Raw genomic sequence first — 15,057 nt, 5'->3', positions numbered from 1 at the left:
GTGGGCCAGGTCATCCTCGCCTCGAGCAACGTCTCGGCCGGCTCGCAGGAGCTGTCGTCCTCGGCCGAGCAGCTGTCGCAGGGCTCGACCGAGCAGGCCGCCTCCACCGAAGAGGCCTCGGCCTCCATGGAGGAGATGGCGGCCAACGTGAAACAGAACGCCGAGAATGCCAGCCAGACCGAGGCGATCGCCCGGCAATCGGCCAAGGACGCCGAGGCCAGCGGCGTCGCGGTCGGGCAGGCGGTCGACGCCATGCAGACCATCGCCCAGAAGATCACCATCGTGCAGGAGATCGCCCGCCAGACCGACCTCCTGGCCCTCAACGCCGCCGTCGAGGCGGCGCGCGCCGGCGAGCACGGCCGCGGCTTCGCGGTGGTGGCCTCCGAGGTGAGGAAGCTCGCCGAGCGTTCGCAGGCTGCCGCGGCCGAGATCGGCACCCTGTCGGTCGACACGGTGAAGGCGGCCCAGCAGGCCGGCGAGATGCTCGGGCGTCTGGTGCCCGACATCCGCAAGACCGCGGTGCTGGTGGAAGAGATCTCGGCGGCCTGCCGCGAGCAGGATGTCGGGTCGGCGCAGATCAACCAGGCGATCCAGCAGCTCGACAAGGTGACCCAGCAGAACGCCAGCGCCTCCGAGCAGGTCTCGGCGACCTCGGAGGAGCTGGCCACGCAAGCCGAGCGGCTGCAGGCGACGATCGGCTATTTCCGCATCGACGAGGCGGATGCCCGCATCGACGTGGCGGCGACGCAGCTGCGGGCGACGGCGGCCCGGATGGGCGCGCCGGCCAAGGGGGCCGCCGTCAAGGGCGCCGTCAAGACCCGCCTCAGCCGGCCCGGCCGGGCCGTGGGCGGCGGTTTCGACCTCGACATGGGCGACGGCGACGCCCGCGACGCCGACTTCGTCCGCGCCGCGTGAGCGGCCCCGGCACCGCGCGGGTTCTTCGCCCGCGCGGTGCCGTCCCTGAAACGACCGATCCCCAAACGACCGATCCCCATGTCGCCGCGGCGCAAGCCCGTGTCCCCCGGTTCGGGCAGGACCCGACCGGCAGCGGCCCAGCCGGAGACCAGCATGTCCAGCGTGTGGCAATATCTGACCCTCGGCCTCGATCGCGAGATCTTCGGGATCGCCATCGAATCCGTGCACGAGATCCTCGATTACCGGGTACCGGCGGCCCTGCCGCACGCGCCCCCGTTCCTGGTCGGCATGATCGACGTGCGCGGCCAGAGCTACCCGGTGATCGACCTGCGCACCAAGCTCGGCCTGCCGGCGATCGGCGTGACCCCGGCGACCCGGATCATCCTGCTCAACATCCCCATGGAGACCCGCGAGATGCGGGTCGGTTTCGTGGCCGACCGGGTGATCGAGGTGGCCGAGCTCGACAGCGCCGAGCTGGAGCCCGCCCCCGATGTCGGCGGCCGCTGGCGCTCGACCTACATCGCCGGGATCGGCCGCAAGGGCGAGGCCTTCGTGGTCGTGTTCGACCTCAAGGCGCTGATGGCGGGCGACGACCCCGCCCTGCTCTTGCCGTCGCTCGCGGCCTGATCGCCGCAAAGGACCGATGCCATGCCGCGCCTGAAAGACCGCCATTTCGACACCGTCGCGGAGATGATCCAGGACCGGGTCGGGATCCAGATTCCCCCGGCCAAGCGCACCATGGTGGAGGGGCGGCTGCGCAAGCGCATGCGCGCCCTCGAGATCGAGTCCCTGTCGGATTACGGGCGTCACGTCTTCGAGGAGGGTCACCTCTCCGAGGAGTTCGTCCACATCATCGACTGCGTCACCACCAACAAGACCGATTTCTTCCGCGAGCCGGCGCATTTCGACCAGCTCCGGGACGAGCTGGTGCCGAGGCTGCGCCGGGGCGCCGCCGCGCAAGCGCGCCTCAAGATCTGGAGCGCCGCCGCCTCCACGGGGGCCGAGGCCTACACCCTGGCCATGGTGCTGCACGACATGGCGATGGCCGGGCACGCCCTCGACTACGCGATCCTCGGCACCGACGTCTCCACGGAGGTCCTGCGGGTCGCCGCCGACGGCATCTACCCGGAGGACGTCCTCCAGGCGGTGCCGCCGCATTTCCGCAGGCGCTACGTGATGAATGCCCGGGACCCGGCCTGGAAGGTCGGGCGGATCGTCCCGGAGTTGCGGGCCCGCGTGCGCTTCAAGCACCTGAACCTGATGAACGCCCAGTACGCGGTCGATCGCGACATCGACATCATCTTCTGCCGCAACGTCCTGATCTACTTCGACAAGGACACCCAGCGCGCGGTGCTGTCCCGGCTCGCCACGCATCTGCAGCCCGGCGGCTTCCTGGTGGTCGGCCACTCGGAATCGATGGCCGGGGCCGGGGTGCCGGGCCTGGTTCAGGTCTCCTCGACGGTCTTCGCCCGGTCGAAGGGCGCGATCGGATGAAGCGGACGGCACCGATCCGCGTTCTGATCGTCGATGATTCCGCCTCGGTCCGCCAGACCCTGGTCAGCATCCTGGAGGCAGCCCCCGACATCACCGTGCTCGGCACCGCGGCCGATCCGTTCATCGCGGCGCGGCGCATCCACGACGAAGTCCCGGACGTCATCATCCTCGACCTCGAAATGCCCCGGATGGACGGGCTGACCTTCCTGCGGAAGATCATGGCCCAGCGGCCGATCCCGGTGATCATCTGCTCGACGCTGACCGACCAGGGCTCGCGGACCCTGTTCGAGGTGCTGGAGGCGGGCGCCGTCGACGTCCTGCCCAAGCCCCGGATCGACACGCGCCAGTTCCTGATGGAATCCTCCGTGCGGGTCTGCGACGCCGTCCGGGGTGCCGCCGGGGCAAAGCTGCGCACGAGCCGCCCGCCGCTCCGGGCGGTGGAGAAGAAACTCACGGCCGACGCCGTGCTGCCGCCGTCGGGCCGCCGCCGGACCCTGGCCGGGACGGAGCCGATCGTCTGCATCGGCGCCTCCACGGGCGGCACGGAATCCCTGCGCGACGTGCTGGAGGGGCTGCCGGCCGATTGCCCGGGCCTCGTGATCGTCCAGCACATGCCGGAGCATTTCACCGCGGCCTTCGCCAAGCGCCTCGACGGGCTCTGCGCCATCGCCGTGAAGGAGGCGGAGGACGGCGACGCGGTCGTCCCCGGGCGGGCCCTGATCGCCCCGGGCGGCCGGCACCTGCTGCTCCAGCGCAGCGGCAACCGCTACACCGTGGCGGTGAAGGACGGCCCGCTGGTCTCGCGCCACCGCCCCTCGGTGGACGTGCTGTTCCGCGGGGCCGCGCAATGCGCCGGCGCCAACGCGCTGGGCATCATCATGACCGGCATGGGCGACGACGGCGCCAACGGCCTGCTGGAGATGCGCCGGGCCGGCGCCCTCACGGTGGCGCAGGACGAGGAGAGCTGCGTGGTGTTCGGCATGCCCAAGGAGGCGATCGAGCGCGGCGCCGCCGCCAAGATCCTGCCGCTGGACCGGCTCCACCACGAGATCATCCGCTTCGGCCTCGCCCCGGTGCAGCGCCAGCCGGCGTGAGGCGGAGGCTGGACGACGGTCTCCTTCAGCCGCCGCTCAGCACACCGATGAGCGCCTCCGACAGGACATCGGCGACGCGGCGGATCCGGGCGTTGCCGCGGACCTCCTCGTGCAGGACCAGCCAGACCGGCAGGGGCGCGAGGTGCAGGCCGATCTCCGCCTGCTCCAGCTCGGGCTGGCGCCCGGCCAGAAGCACCTGGGCGAAGCCGAGGCCGGCCCCGGCCAGCATCAGGTTCCAGGAAACCATCTGGTCGTCGCAGCGGATGCAGAAATCCTTGCGCTCCGCCCGGAGCCCGTGGGCGGCGTAGGCCCGCAGGAGGGCGTCGTTGCGGTCGAAGCCGAGCACGTCGTGCCCGGCCAGATCCGCCACAGTGCGGGGCCGGCCGCGGCGCTCGAAATAGCCGCGCGTACCGAACAGCCCGAGCGGCGCCTCCCCGAGCTTGCGGGCGATCAGGGTGTTCTGGGTCGGGTCGACCATGCGGATCGCGATGTCGGCATCCCGGCGCAGCAAGTTCTGCGCCTGATCGGAGGCGACGAGCTCGATCTGGATGCGCGGCTCGGCCGCCCGCAGATCCGCCAGGATCGGCGGCAGCAGGAGGTTGGCGACCATCACCGAGGCGGTGATCCGCACGGTGCCGCTCAGACCCTGCGCCCGGCCTTGCGCCTTCAGCGCCAGCGCCTCCGCGGCCGTGCCCATGGCGCGGGCGTCCGCGATCAGGCTGAGGGCCGCCTCGGTCGGTTCGAGCCCCCGCGCCGTGCGGGTGAACAGGGTGACGCCGAACGCCGTCTCCAGGGCGCGGATATGCCGGCTCAGGGTCGGCTGGGTCGCCCCGACGCGGGTCGCGGCCGCCGACAGCGAGCGCATCTCCACCACCGCGAGGAACGAGCGCAGCAGGGTCCAGTCGGGGGTATTCATTTTTCGGGCTATGCCATGCGAAACCGCTGCCTCGCCATGCACGCATAAATGATCGAATCTCCGGCCGTCCACCCGGCGCATCGTCCCGAATGCCGGATTCAAGACGATGCGCCGGGAGACCCATCATGGCCGGAACCGTAACGGGCGCGCCGCGGCGGCTCCTCCGCCTCGAAGGGCTGGTCGTCCTCGTCGCCGCCGCGGTGACGTATGGCCGTCTGGACGCGAGCTGGTGGCTTTTCGGGCTGCTGTTCCTCGCCCCCGACCTGACCCTGCTCGGCTATGGTGCCGGGCGCGCCGCGGGGGCGGTGCTCTACAATGCCGGGCACTGGTACGGCCTGCCGGCGGCGTGCCTGGCCTGGGGCGTGATCGCGCCGACGCCGGAGATCCTGGCGGCGGGTCTGATCTGGGCCGCGCATATCGGCTTCGACCGCGCCCTCGGCTACGGCCTCAAAGACCCGGCCGGCTTCGGCGCCACGCATCTGGGGATGATCGGGACCGGCTCTCGCACCTAGTCCAGGAGGGCGCTTGCCGGCATTCGCGAGACGCGGTCCGGGCGGCGGCCGATAAAGAATCGCGCTTGGCCGCGGTCCTGGGCAAGGGCGGCCTGTTTCCGACTCCGCGCGCCCCGGCGGCCGATCACGCCCGGCGGCGTTGACCCGCCAGCGTATCGTTGGCGACGACGGGCGGCGCCTCGGGGGGCGCGCCCGAGACCGACTTGCGCACCATTGCCGGATGCCGGCTCCGCAGGGCGGCCACCAGGAGGCCGGCGAAGACCGCCGCGCTCCCCGCCCCGAACGGTGCCAGGAGGACCGCGCCGAGGCCGAACCAGGGCCAGGCGCACAGACAGGTCAGGATGCCACCCGCCAGGGTCGCCAGCACCAGAACGAACACTTCGCCCCCGTATTCGCTTTCGATTGCGTCGCCGCGAAGCAGCCGACCCAAGTTACCGCCGCATACAGGCCCACGGCAATCCCAGTATTTTTGCAGGGCGCCTCGCGAAAACCGGCCGCGCCATGCTCAATACGCAGATCGACCTCGGCCTTCGGTGCTCGCATCGCGGCGTGCAAAGAGTTCTATCGGCCGAAACTTGGGCGCGTCCGGAATCGACCCGCGTCGGCTGCATCGGGATCGGGTGCGCTCCGGCCCCGCTCCGAGGCTGCGGTCTTCCTGCAGCACGCGATTTGACGGCGGCGGCGGATCCCGTCGCGTCGCCCCGGAACGCTGCCGTGGCAGTCGATCCACAACTTGAAGGAGGTTTAAGCCTAACCCGACATCGCGCGTGACTGCCCCGTTTGAGTTGTGTTTGATGCCAATCAACACAACCTGGAGGGTGCGCCGTGAGATTGATCCCGACCGTGACCGTGCCTTCCGACGGTCGGGGATGCCGACGCGCCGAGGGCCGGCCGATGATGCGGCTCGCCTGCGTGCGGCTGGCCCTGGCCGGTGCCGTGCTCCTCGGCCTCGCCGGAGGCGCCAGCGCCCGGGAGTTCCGCGCGCCCGACGAATCGACCCTCGACCGGCACGGCCATTATCGCAACCGCGACGGCTTCGAGGTCCATCGCCCGGCCAAGACCCGCGACGGCGGCAAGCCGGCCGGCGCCACGGCCCAGTGCCGGGACGACACCTGGAGCTTCAGCCGCAACCACCGGGGCACCTGCTCCGGCCATGGCGGCGTGGCGCATTGGGAGGGCTGAGCGGGCAGACCTCTCAAGGTGTACGGATCAGATTGCCGGGCCACGGCGGGCTTTTGCGGAGGCGGCTCCGGAATGACGGGGTGGGCGCCGAAACCTCGCTGCCAGCCTTGAAGGGACCGCGTGGAACAGGACAAAAAATCTCGGCCTAAAATCCAAAGATAGGAATTTTTAGATTGACACCGTCCCGCTCCTCGGGTACATCCAGGGCACGGTCGAAAAGTATGCGGAGCGGCGGCGATGCGGACACTCGAGGCCCTGCCGGCCGAGCGGCGCGAGGCGGTCGAGCGGCTGTTGCGCGAGACCGCGCTGTCGGTCGAGGAGATCAGCGCCCGCACCGGCGTGAAGCCGGCCACGATCCTCACCTGGAACGCCCGGTCGGGCTGGCTGCGACCGCGCCGCTGGCGGCATGATGTTGCCGCGCGCTGGCCAGAGGCGCGGCGGGCCGCGCTCGCCCGGCTGCTGGGCGAGGCGCACAACGATCCGGCGGATGTCGCCGAGGCGGCCGGTGTCGGGCGCGAAGCCGCCACCCGGCTCCTGGCGCTCTGCGGCGTCGCCCGCCCCGAGCCGCAGGCCGAGCCGGAGCCCGCGGTCGAGCCCGGCCTCCTCGATCCCGTCTCGGCGGCGGATCCGCCGATCCTGCGGGCGCATCTGCGCGCCCACATCGCCCGGCAGATCGCCGCCTTCGACGCCGCCTTGAGCGGGGAGGGGGCGGCGGTGCTCGATTCCGCCCGGGTGCTGCGCGACCTCGGCGGCCTCAAGCGGCTGCTCGACGAGATCGGTTCGGGACACGGGCGAGAGAGCGGGGAGGGAGGCGATGGCGGCACCGAGCCCGATCTGCCGGCCCTCCGCGCGGAGATCGCGCGCCGCTATGCGGGCTTTGTCCGCGGCCGGACGGCTGCCTGACTTCCTGGCGACCCTGCCGGCGCCGCTGGTTATGGCCCTCGCCGAAGACTGGCTGCACCAGGCCCGGACGGACCAGCTGCCGCCGGAGGACCCCGCCTGGACGACCTGGGCGGTGATCGGCGGCCGCGGCAGCGGCAAGACCCGCACCGGGGCCGAATGGGTCGATGCGCTCGCCCGGGGCGATCCGGCCTTCACGGCCGAGCCGGTCGGGCGCATCGCGCTCGTGGGCGAGACCCATCTCGACGTGCGCGACGTGATGGTCGAGGGGCCGTCCGGCCTCCTCAACCTGCCGCACCGGGGAAGGGCGCGGCCGCACTGGTCGCCGAGCCGGCGCCGGCTCGCCTGGGACAACGGCGCGGTGGCGCTGGCCTTCTCGGCGGAGGAACCCGATGCCCTGCGCGGTCCGCAATTCGGCGCCGCCTGGTGCGACGAGGCGGCCAAGTGGCGCCGGCCCGAGGCCGCCTTCGACATGCTGCAATTCGGGCTGCGGCTGGGCGCGCGCCCGCGCAACCTCGTCACCACCACGCCGCGGCCGGTGCCGCTGATCCGCCGCCTGCTCGCCGACCCGCGCACCGTGGTCAGCCGCGCCCGCACGCACGACAATGCCGCGCATCTCGCCCCGGATTTTCTGGAGCAGGTGGTCGGGCGCTATGCCGGCACGCGGCTCGGCCGCCAGGAGCTCGACGGCGAGCTGATCGCCGACCGGGACGATGCCCTGTGGGATCGCGCCGCCCTGGAGGCCGCCCGGGTCGCCGCCGCGCCGGAGCTCGCCCGGATCGTCGTGGCGGTGGATCCGCCCGCGACCTCCGGCGCGCGCTCGGATGCCTGCGGGATCGTGGCCGCGGGCCGGGCCGGCGCCCGGGCCTACGTGCTGGCCGATGCCAGCCTCGCCCGGGCGAGCCCCCAGGCCTGGGCCGGGGCCGCGCTGGCGCTCTATCACCGGCTCGGGGCCGATGCCCTGGTGGTCGAGGTCAACCAGGGCGGCGAGATGGCCGCCGCAGTGCTGGCCCAGTGCGACCCGGCGGTGCCGGTCACCCCGGTCCGGGCCATGCGAGGCAAGTATCTGCGCGCCGAGCCGGTCTCGCTGCTCTACGCAAGGGGCCTCGTCCACCATGTCGGGGCGTTCCCGGCCCTGGAGGACGAGCTGTGCGATTTCGGGCCGGACGGCCTGTCGAGCGGCGCCTCGCCCGATCGGCTCGACGCCCTAGTCTGGGCGATCACGCATCTGCTGCTCGACGGGGCGCGGGAGCCGCGGATCCGCCGGCTCTGAGTTCGGCCTGTGCGATCCCACACGGGAACGTGAGGCGTGTTGCAGCCACAAATTGCATACACTCCGTCGGCCTGATAATGTCGACCGCATATCCGGAGGGCGGCCCGTGAACGCGGATCCTGATCCTGAGGGCTGTCTGCCCGGCAGCGCCCATCGCCGCCTGCGCAGGCTCGCCGAGATTCTCGGCTGCCCGGTCTCCGACTTTTTCGGGCCGCCGACGGTCCGCACCGACCTGAGCGCCACGGTCGAGCTGCTGCGCCTGTGGCACGCGATCACCGACGAGGCCGACCGCGCCGCCGTGCTCCGCTGCGCCCGCGAGGCGGCCGGCGTTGTCGAGCGCGCGGTCGAGACGGTTTGATCGGGATTGGTGCCAGGCCCGGCCTTTTTCAAAGGTCGGAAGACCCGGGAGATCCTACGATCCCCTCATGCTGAGGTGCCGCGGCAGCGGCCTCGAAGGAGACATCCAGCCAGCCACGCGATCCCTGGAGGGCCCCTTCGAGGCCTCCGCTGCGCTCCGTCGCCCCAGAGGCTGTGAGTCTTTCGAGTCATCGCTCGCGGCAGACGATGACGCGGCAGCGTTCCTTGGGAGGTTCATCCCGGCTCGCGGGCCCAAGGGAGACGTCCCCCCGAAGGTTTGGCCCGAGGTCCATGACGGAACGCGACACGCCCCCTCTCCCATGCGGGAGAGGGTTGGGGTGAGGGGCCAGGTCTTTCCGGAAAACGCGCATCCCTCACCCTGTCCCTCTCCCGCACGGGAGAGGGGACCCGCGGCTCGTGCTGGGGGCATTGGCCCGTCCGGCGCCGCTAAGGCGTCGGGTACATGGAACATCGAAGGGCGATCGATCGAAAGACTCACAGCCTCTCAGGATGAGGGGGGTGGATGGGATCGCCCGCGGCCGGGCAGATCCGCCGATCGAGGCCGCGATGCCAGACCGCACGCACCCGCAAAACAATACGGCGCGCCTCTGCGAGAAGCGCGCCGGGAGTCGGTTCGTGGTCTCTGGAACGAACTGTATTCGGAATACATGAGTCGGCCGGTCATGGCTGTGGCGGCGTCGCCACGGTGACGGCTCGGGGTGCGGCGAATCCGCCGCACCCACCCGGCCGCGCGGCGGCGCCCGATCTCAAAAAAACCGCATCGCCGAACGCCGCTCCGGCTCGCCGGGCGGATCGGCGCTTCATACCCTAGCCCAGGATCGCACCGGCATGGCGACTCTCCTCGATCGGCTGGCGCGGGTCGCGCGCCTCGCAGCCCGCCCGGCTGGGCCTGACCTCGTCACCAAGGCCGCCCCGGCCTTCGCGCTCTACACCGACGGGCGGGCCAGCTGGACGCCTCGGGACCCGGCGGCGCTGGCGCGGGCCGGCTACCAGGGCAACCCGATCGTGCACCGGGCGGTCCGGCTGGTCGCCGAGGGTGCGGCGAGCCTGCCGCTCATCGCCACCGGGCCGGGCGCCGCCAGGGCCGCCGACCTCCTGGCGCTGCTGGCCCGACCGAACCCGCGCGAGAGCGGCACGCACCTGCTCGAGACCGTCTATGCGGATCTGGCGCTCAGCGGCACCGCCTACCTTGAGGCGGTGAGCCTCGACGGGCGGATCGCCGCCCTGCAGGCCCTGCGGCCGGCCCGGATGCGGATGGTGCCGAGCCCGGACGGCTGGCCCGCCGCCTATGTCTACACGGTCGCCGGGACCAGCCGGCGGTTCGACCTGCCGGCCCCCGGCGCCCCCGAGGTGGCGCCGATCCTGGCGCTCAGCCTGTTCCACCCGGACGACGACCATGCCGGCCTCGCGCCGATCGAGGCGGCCGCCACCGCGCTCGACATCCACAACGCCGCCAGCGCCTGGAACAAGGCGCTGCTCGACAATGCCGCCCGGCCTTCGGGGGCGCTGGTCTTCGCCGGCGCGGCGCTCACCGAGCCGCAATTCGACCGGCTGAAGGCCGAGCTGGAGGCGAACTATCAGGGCGCCGCCAATGCCGGCCGGCCGCTGCTGCTGGAGGGCGGCCTCGACTGGAAGCCGCTGGCCCTCTCGCCCAAGGACATGGATTTCGTCGAGGCCAAGAACGCGGCGGCCCGGGAGATCGCTTTGGCCTTCGGGGTGCCGCCGCTGCTGCTCGGCCTGCCCGGCGACAGCACCCACGCCAACTACGCGGAGGCCAACCGGGCGCTCTACCGCCAGACCCTGATCCCGCTCGCCGCCCGCACCGCCCAGGCGCTCGCCGGCTGGCTGGAGCCCGCCTTCGGCGCCCTGGACCTGGAGCCCGACCTCGACCGGATCGAGGCGCTGTCGGGCGAGCGGGAATCCCTGTGGCGCCGGGTCGAGGCGGCCGGGTTCCTGTCGGCAGCCGAGAAACGCGAGGCGGTGGGCTACCCGCCGGAGCCGGCCGCGGGCGGGTGAAGGGCGCGCGCCGCCTGCCCAGACCCGCGCGCTCTCCCTTCCCCCTCTGCGAGCTATCGGATTCACCCATCCCCGGATGTGGCGCGGGTCCCCTCTCCCGTGCGGGAGAGGGACAGGGTGAGGGATGCGCCTTATCCGGAAAGACCTGGTCCCTCACCCCAACCCTCTCCCGCACGGGAGAGGGGGCGCGTGGCGGCTTTCGCAAGCCGAGGTGTGAACATCGTAGCCCGCTGAGGGGGGAGGGAGAGCGCCTGCCATTTCTGGACTGGCTGTCCTTGAAGCCACGGCCTCTCAGCCCATCCCGAAAAACCAACCGAGGACCCTGCCGATGGATGGCCTCTTCTCCGGCTACGCCAGCGTGTTCGGCGTGCCCGATCTCGGCCGCGACGTGGTGGTGCCGGGGGCGTTTGCCGCGAGCCTCGCCAGCCGCGGGGCCGCCGGGGTGCGGCTGCTGTTCCAGCACGATCCGGCCGAGCCGATCGGGCGCTGGCTGTCGCTGCGCGAGGATGCCCGCGGCCTGTTCGCCGAGGGGCAGCTCAACCTCGCGGTCCAGCGCGCCCGGGAGGTCGACGCGCTGATGCGCGGCGGCGGCCTCGACGGGCTGTCGATCGGCTTTCGCACGCTGCTCGCCGGCAAGGGCGCGGGCGGGGAGCGCCGGCTCCAGCGGGTCGATCTCTGGGAGATCTCCCTGGTGACCTTCCCGTTGCAGCCGGGAGCCCGGGCGAGTCCGAGCCCCACTCCCGCCGACATCCGCGGCCTCGCCCGGAGGATCGCCGCCCCCGCGGTCCGCCCCCGATCGGCGGCCCCATTCCGCTTCACCCACCCCAGCCACGAGGTCGTTCGATGATGTCCCACACCGCCGCACCGTCGCGTCCCGCCCCGGAGACCAAGGGCGCGCTGCCCGGCCTGGAGAACAAGGCCGGCCGCCCCGGGGCCGAACCGGTCCAGCCCGCCCTCGACGAACTCGCCATCGCCTTCGAGGCGTTCAAGGAGACCAACGACACCCGCATCGCCCAGATCGAGGGCCGGCTCGGCACCGACGTGCTCACCGAGGAGAAGCTCGCCCGGATCGACGCGGCCTTGGATGCCGCCCGAACCCAGCTCGACCGGATCACCCTCGACCGCGCCCGGCCGCCGCTCGGCCAGCCCGGTCCCCGGGAGGACGGGGCCGCGCAGGAGCACAAGGCCGCCTTCGACCTCTATGTCCGCGCCGGCGAGAGCGCCGGGCTGAAGCGCCTGGAAGCCAAGGCCCTCTCGGCCGGATCGGGACCGGATGGCGGCTACCTGGTGCCGCAGACCCTGGAGCGGACCGTGCTGGCCCGGCTCGCGCAGGTCTCGCCGATCCGGTCGATCGCCAGCGTGCAGCAGATCTCCGGAGCCCAGTACAAGCGCGCCGCCTCGGTGGGCGCCCCGGTCACCGGCTGGGTCGCCGAGACCGCCCCGCGCCCCGGCACCGACGGGCCGGTGCTCGCCGAGATCGCGTTCCCGGCCATGGAACTCTACGCCATGCCGGCCGCGACCCAGACCCTGCTGGACGACGCCGTGGTCGATCTCGACGCCTGGCTCTCGGCCGAGGTCGAGATGGCCTTCGCCGAGCAGGAGGGGGTGGCCTTCGTCACCGGCAACGGCGCCAGCCGCCCGCGCGGCTTCCTGAGCTACGACACCGTGGCCAACGCCGCCTGGGTGCCGGGCAAGCTCGGCTTCGTCGCCACCGGGGCGGCCGGGGCGTTCCCGCAGAGCAACCCGTCCGACGTGCTGTTCGATCTGGTCTACAGCCTGCGGGCGGCCTACCGCCAGAATGCCGGCTTCGTGATGAGCCGGCGCACCCAGAGCGCGATCCGCAAGTTTAAGGATGCGCAGGGCAACTATCTCTGGCACCCGCCGCTCACGGCCGACCGCTCCGCGACGCTGATCGGCTTCCCCGTCACCGAGGCGGAGGCGATGCCGGAGATCGCGGCCAACAGCCTGTCGGTGGCCTTCGGCGATTTCCGCCGGGGCTACCTCGTGGTTGACCGCACCGGCCTGCGAGTGCTGCGCGACCCGTACTCGGCCAAGCCCTACGTGCTGTTCTACGTCACCAAGCGCGTCGGCGGCGGGGTGCAGGATTTTGATGCGATCAAGGTGTTGAAGTTTGGGTGAGGGAGGCTGACACCCGCACGGTTCCCTCCCCCCTCTGCGGGGGAGGGTGGCCCGCGAAGCGGGTCGGGAGAGGGGAGCGCCGTGTCCGGAGAGGTCGCGACGGGCGTGAAACCCGCGATCGTCGCGCTGCCCCTCTCCCGACCCGGCCTGACGGCCGGCCCACCCTCCCCCGCAAAGGGGGGAGGGAACGCGCATGCCATCGCCGAATGCGCTGGGCTCTCGACCTAAGCGCTTACCGGCCCGGGTTGCCGTCCCGCAGGGTGCCGGTCGGCTCCTGGACGTGGGCCTCGAGGAACCACAGCTGCTTGTCGACCGCGCGGGAAATCTCGGTGAACAGGTCGGCCGTGCCGGGATCGCCAGCCTCGTCGGTCTCGTCGATGTTCTCGCGCACCGCGTTGGCGTAGGCGGCGTAGCTGTCGATCAGCGCCGCGACGTGGTCGGCGATGGCGTAGATCCCGGTCGGGTAGGCCGGCAGCTTGGTCTTCTCAGCGACCGCCTGGGTCGAGCCGAACGCCGTGGCGCCGAGCTGCACCGCGCGCTCCGCGACCTTGTCGTTGAGGTCGTCGAGCTCGGTGCGGAAGCCGTCGAGCATCTCGTGAATGCCGATGAACTGCGGACCCTTGAGGTTCCAGTGGGCCTGCTTGATCGCCAGGGCGAGGTCGATGCCGTCCGCCAGCCGGGCATTCAGCGCCTGGACCGAGACCTGCTTGGCGTTCGAGTCGGTGTCGTTACGGGTCTTGTGCGAGCGGACGGTATCGCCCTTGCCGGTATCAGCCATGAAATTTGCTCCGTAAACATGCGTGCGGACGGTCGCGAATAGGCCCTGACGGCCGCGATGCCTCGCCCGACGCGATTGCGTTGCACAACGCGACGGCCGGTCCGGTGTTCCGAGCCGCAGGTCTGACCTGCTTCAGGGCCAAGACTGGTCTTGGGCGCTCTAAACGCCTTTCGGACCGAGCTTCAGCGGCGCCGGCCGGTCTTGGCCATCCAGTCAGAGCGGTTGCCGCGGGGCAGCGCCTCGCCCACTGGAATCCGCGCGAGTTCCGCCGACCGGGTGGCGATCCAGCCGGTATGTTCGGCCACGGGGGTCACCGCGGTGAAGCCGCCGCAGGCGGTCCGGCGCGCACCCTGCTGCAGGGCGCCGCTCGACCAGCTCACCACGCCGACGATCCGGTAGCCGCCGGGCCCTCCGGAGAGGATCGGGCCGCCGGAATCGCCCAGGCACGCGCCGGCCCCGGAGGTCTCGGCCATGCGCCGCCGGTCGGTCACGACGGTCACCCGGTTGGCGACCTGCAGGGAGCCGATCGAGACGAGATGCGCCAGCCGCAGGGTGCGGGCCGTGTCGCGCCGGTTCTCGGCCACGACGCCGAAGCCTGCGATGTCCACGGCCGCGCCGGTGTCGATCGAGGCGGCTCCGCGGGGATCGAGGGGGACGTAATCGGCGTTCAGCGGCGCTTCGAGCTTGAGCAGGGCGAGGTCGACGCCGGGCTGGTCCTCGGGCGTCGTGCCGGGCACGAAATCCGGATGCATGGTTGCGGCGATCACCTGCGTGCGGTGCTGGCGGAAGCCGCGGTCGACGCTGATCACCGTGTAGCCGGCCGGGCGCATCACACAGTGCGCGGCGGTGAGCACGAGGTCCTGGGCGATCAGGGTGCCCGAGCAGATCTCGCCCTCGGTGCTCTCGATCCGCACCGCGAAGGTCCGGGCGCCGTCGGGATCGCGGGTGGTGGTGCCGTTGATCACCGCCGCCGCCGGCGCGGGCATCAGCCCGGCCAGGGCGCCCAGCATGGCGCTGCCGAGCCCCAGGCCGAACAGACGCTCACGGGGGCCGGCCTTGCGCATCGGGCGACGGGACATCGGGCACTCCGGGGGGCGCTCACGGCGCAAGAGGGGACGCAGCGGCGACGGCGCGGCGCTGCGGGAGCCTAGAGCAAGGCAATGAACCGGCCAAGCTGCGGTTCCGAGCGGGCACGCGTCTCCCTCCCCCCTTTGCGGGGGAGGGTGGCCCGCGAAGCGGGTCGGGAGAGGGGAGCGACGGTGCGGAATTATGCTCCGGCCCGCCCACGTGCTGAGCCTCTTTCTGAACCCGGGTTCCCCGGCCCTGGCCTATGGCCGGCCGGTGGTGGCCTGCGCCGAGGATGCGAGCGCCCGGGCCTTCGTGGGCGTCCCGGGAGCGGGGCCGCTGGCGCAGGCGGCGACCGGTCCGGCGCTCGCCGACGCCCTGCGCCCGCTCCTGCG

16 protein-coding genes and 1 pseudogene are annotated in these 15,057 nt (G+C 72.0%); 13 read left to right on the top strand and 4 right to left on the bottom strand.

Annotation, left to right across the window (positions count from 1 at the left end; all coding sequences use genetic code 11):
• The 4 genes from MKK67_RS23710 to MKK67_RS23695 form a co-directional block, all read left to right on the top strand.
• Positions 1–915: methyl-accepting chemotaxis protein (locus MKK67_RS23710; RefSeq protein WP_243970105.1), on the top strand; the 915-nt coding region annotated here is incomplete at its 5' end.
• A 153-nt stretch (positions 916–1,068) separates the two neighbouring features.
• Positions 1,069–1,542 carry a chemotaxis protein CheW gene (locus MKK67_RS23705; protein WP_243970103.1) on the top strand — a complete coding sequence of 158 codons (474 nt, stop codon included), beginning with the start codon at positions 1,069–1,071 and terminating at the stop codon, positions 1,540–1,542.
• Positions 1,543–1,563: 21 nt separating this feature from the next.
• Complete coding sequence (locus MKK67_RS23700; RefSeq protein WP_243970101.1) at positions 1,564–2,409, top strand: CheR family methyltransferase; 846 nt, start codon at positions 1,564–1,566, stop codon at positions 2,407–2,409.
• Positions 2,406–3,503, top strand: a complete 1,098-nt coding sequence (locus MKK67_RS23695) for a chemotaxis response regulator protein-glutamate methylesterase (RefSeq protein ID WP_243970099.1) — start codon at positions 2,406–2,408, stop codon at positions 3,501–3,503. Before MKK67_RS23700 ends, MKK67_RS23695 begins: the two co-directional genes overlap by 4 nt.
• Before the next feature lie 25 nt (positions 3,504–3,528).
• Here the strand turns inward: MKK67_RS23695 and MKK67_RS23690 are convergent, their stop codons facing one another.
• Positions 3,529–4,419, bottom strand: a complete 891-nt coding sequence (locus MKK67_RS23690) for a LysR family transcriptional regulator (protein ID WP_243970097.1) — start codon at positions 4,417–4,419, stop codon at positions 3,529–3,531.
• 125 nt (positions 4,420–4,544) lie between these two features.
• On the opposite strand from MKK67_RS23690, the gene MKK67_RS23685 reads away from it, so the two are divergent.
• Positions 4,545–4,931 carry a DUF4260 domain-containing protein gene (locus MKK67_RS23685; protein ID WP_243970095.1) on the top strand — a complete coding sequence of 129 codons (387 nt, stop codon included), beginning with the start codon at positions 4,545–4,547 and terminating at the stop codon, positions 4,929–4,931.
• A gap of 124 nt (positions 4,932–5,055) precedes the next feature.
• On the opposite strand, the gene MKK67_RS23680 is transcribed toward MKK67_RS23685, so the two are convergent.
• Positions 5,056–5,310: a hypothetical protein gene (locus tag MKK67_RS23680; protein WP_243970092.1), complete on the bottom strand. Its 255-nt coding sequence runs from the start codon at positions 5,308–5,310 to the stop codon at positions 5,056–5,058.
• Between the two features lie 446 nt (positions 5,311–5,756).
• Between MKK67_RS23680 and MKK67_RS23675 the strand changes: the two genes are divergently transcribed.
• The 7 genes from MKK67_RS23675 to MKK67_RS23645 all read left to right on the top strand — a co-directional run bounded on the left by MKK67_RS23675 (position 5,757) and on the right by MKK67_RS23645 (position 12,819).
• Positions 5,757–6,113 carry a DUF3761 domain-containing protein gene (locus MKK67_RS23675; RefSeq protein WP_243970090.1) on the top strand — a complete coding sequence of 119 codons (357 nt, stop codon included), beginning with the start codon at positions 5,757–5,759 and terminating at the stop codon, positions 6,111–6,113.
• 237 nt (positions 6,114–6,350) lie between these two features.
• Positions 6,351–7,016: a hypothetical protein gene (locus tag MKK67_RS23670; protein ID WP_243970088.1), complete on the top strand. Its 666-nt coding sequence runs from the start codon at positions 6,351–6,353 to the stop codon at positions 7,014–7,016.
• A 31-nt stretch (positions 7,017–7,047) separates the two neighbouring features.
• On the top strand, positions 7,048–8,286 hold the full coding sequence (locus MKK67_RS23665) for a DNA-packaging protein (RefSeq protein ID WP_243970107.1): 1,239 nt from the start codon (positions 7,048–7,050) through the stop codon (positions 8,284–8,286).
• Positions 8,287–8,392: 106 nt separating this feature from the next.
• Complete coding sequence (locus tag MKK67_RS23660) at positions 8,393–8,644, top strand: hypothetical protein (RefSeq protein WP_243970085.1); 252 nt, start codon at positions 8,393–8,395, stop codon at positions 8,642–8,644.
• A gap of 848 nt (positions 8,645–9,492) precedes the next feature.
• The gene (locus MKK67_RS23655; protein WP_243970083.1) at positions 9,493–10,680 is read left to right on the top strand and encodes a phage portal protein; all 1,188 of its coding nucleotides are present in this window, start codon (positions 9,493–9,495) and stop codon (positions 10,678–10,680) included.
• A 328-nt stretch (positions 10,681–11,008) separates the two neighbouring features.
• On the top strand, positions 11,009–11,527 hold the full coding sequence (locus tag MKK67_RS23650; RefSeq protein ID WP_243970081.1) for an HK97 family phage prohead protease: 519 nt from the start codon (positions 11,009–11,011) through the stop codon (positions 11,525–11,527).
• Positions 11,524–12,819 (top strand): phage major capsid protein, encoded by a 1,296-nt coding sequence (locus MKK67_RS23645; protein ID WP_243970079.1) that lies wholly within the window; start codon positions 11,524–11,526, stop codon positions 12,817–12,819. The genes MKK67_RS23650 and MKK67_RS23645 overlap by 4 nt, the downstream gene beginning before the upstream one ends.
• 232 nt (positions 12,820–13,051) lie before the next feature.
• Here the strand turns inward: MKK67_RS23645 and dps are convergent, their stop codons facing one another.
• The gene (dps, locus tag MKK67_RS23640) at positions 13,052–13,597 is read right to left on the bottom strand and encodes a DNA starvation/stationary phase protection protein Dps (protein ID WP_243970077.1); all 546 of its coding nucleotides are present in this window, start codon (positions 13,595–13,597) and stop codon (positions 13,052–13,054) included.
• Between the two features lie 182 nt (positions 13,598–13,779).
• Entirely contained in the window at positions 13,780–14,676 is an 897-nt protein-coding gene (locus MKK67_RS23635; protein ID WP_243970074.1) for a S1 family peptidase, read from the bottom strand.
• Positions 14,677–14,917: 241 nt separating this feature from the next.
• Between MKK67_RS23635 and MKK67_RS23630 the strand changes: the two are divergent.
• Positions 14,918–15,057, top strand: a pseudogene (locus MKK67_RS23630) (glycosyltransferase family 1 protein); the annotation flags it as partial.

Source organism: Methylobacterium sp. J-072 (genome assembly GCF_022829425.1).
Classification (GTDB): Bacteria; Pseudomonadota; Alphaproteobacteria; order Rhizobiales; family Beijerinckiaceae; genus Methylobacterium.
The sequence above is the reverse complement of the archived record's forward strand: the minus strand, read 5'-3'. Positions and strand labels throughout refer to the sequence as shown.

Bases quoted from the DNA above. Each gene is read 5' to 3' on its own strand.
- MKK67_RS23705 (WP_243970103.1), top strand. From the start codon at position 1,069: ATGTCCAGCGTGTGGCAATATCTGACCCTCGGCCTCGATCGCGAGATC.
- MKK67_RS23700 (WP_243970101.1), top strand. From the start codon at position 1,564: ATGCCGCGCCTGAAAGACCGCCATTTCGACACCGTCGCGGAGATGATC.
- MKK67_RS23695 (WP_243970099.1), top strand. From the start codon at position 2,406: ATGAAGCGGACGGCACCGATCCGCGTTCTGATCGTCGATGATTCCGCC.
- MKK67_RS23690 (WP_243970097.1), bottom strand. From the start codon at position 4,419: ATGAATACCCCCGACTGGACCCTGCTGCGCTCGTTCCTCGCGGTGGTG.
- MKK67_RS23685 (WP_243970095.1), top strand. From the start codon at position 4,545: ATGGCCGGAACCGTAACGGGCGCGCCGCGGCGGCTCCTCCGCCTCGAA.
- MKK67_RS23670 (WP_243970088.1), top strand. From the start codon at position 6,351: ATGCGGACACTCGAGGCCCTGCCGGCCGAGCGGCGCGAGGCGGTCGAG.
- MKK67_RS23665 (WP_243970107.1), top strand. From the start codon at position 7,048: ATGGCCCTCGCCGAAGACTGGCTGCACCAGGCCCGGACGGACCAGCTG.
- MKK67_RS23655 (WP_243970083.1), top strand. From the start codon at position 9,493: ATGGCGACTCTCCTCGATCGGCTGGCGCGGGTCGCGCGCCTCGCAGCC.
- MKK67_RS23650 (WP_243970081.1), top strand. From the start codon at position 11,009: ATGGATGGCCTCTTCTCCGGCTACGCCAGCGTGTTCGGCGTGCCCGAT.
- MKK67_RS23645 (WP_243970079.1), top strand. From the start codon at position 11,524: ATGATGTCCCACACCGCCGCACCGTCGCGTCCCGCCCCGGAGACCAAG.
- dps (WP_243970077.1), bottom strand. From the start codon at position 13,597: ATGGCTGATACCGGCAAGGGCGATACCGTCCGCTCGCACAAGACCCGT.
- MKK67_RS23635 (WP_243970074.1), bottom strand. From the start codon at position 14,676: ATGTCCCGTCGCCCGATGCGCAAGGCCGGCCCCCGTGAGCGTCTGTTC.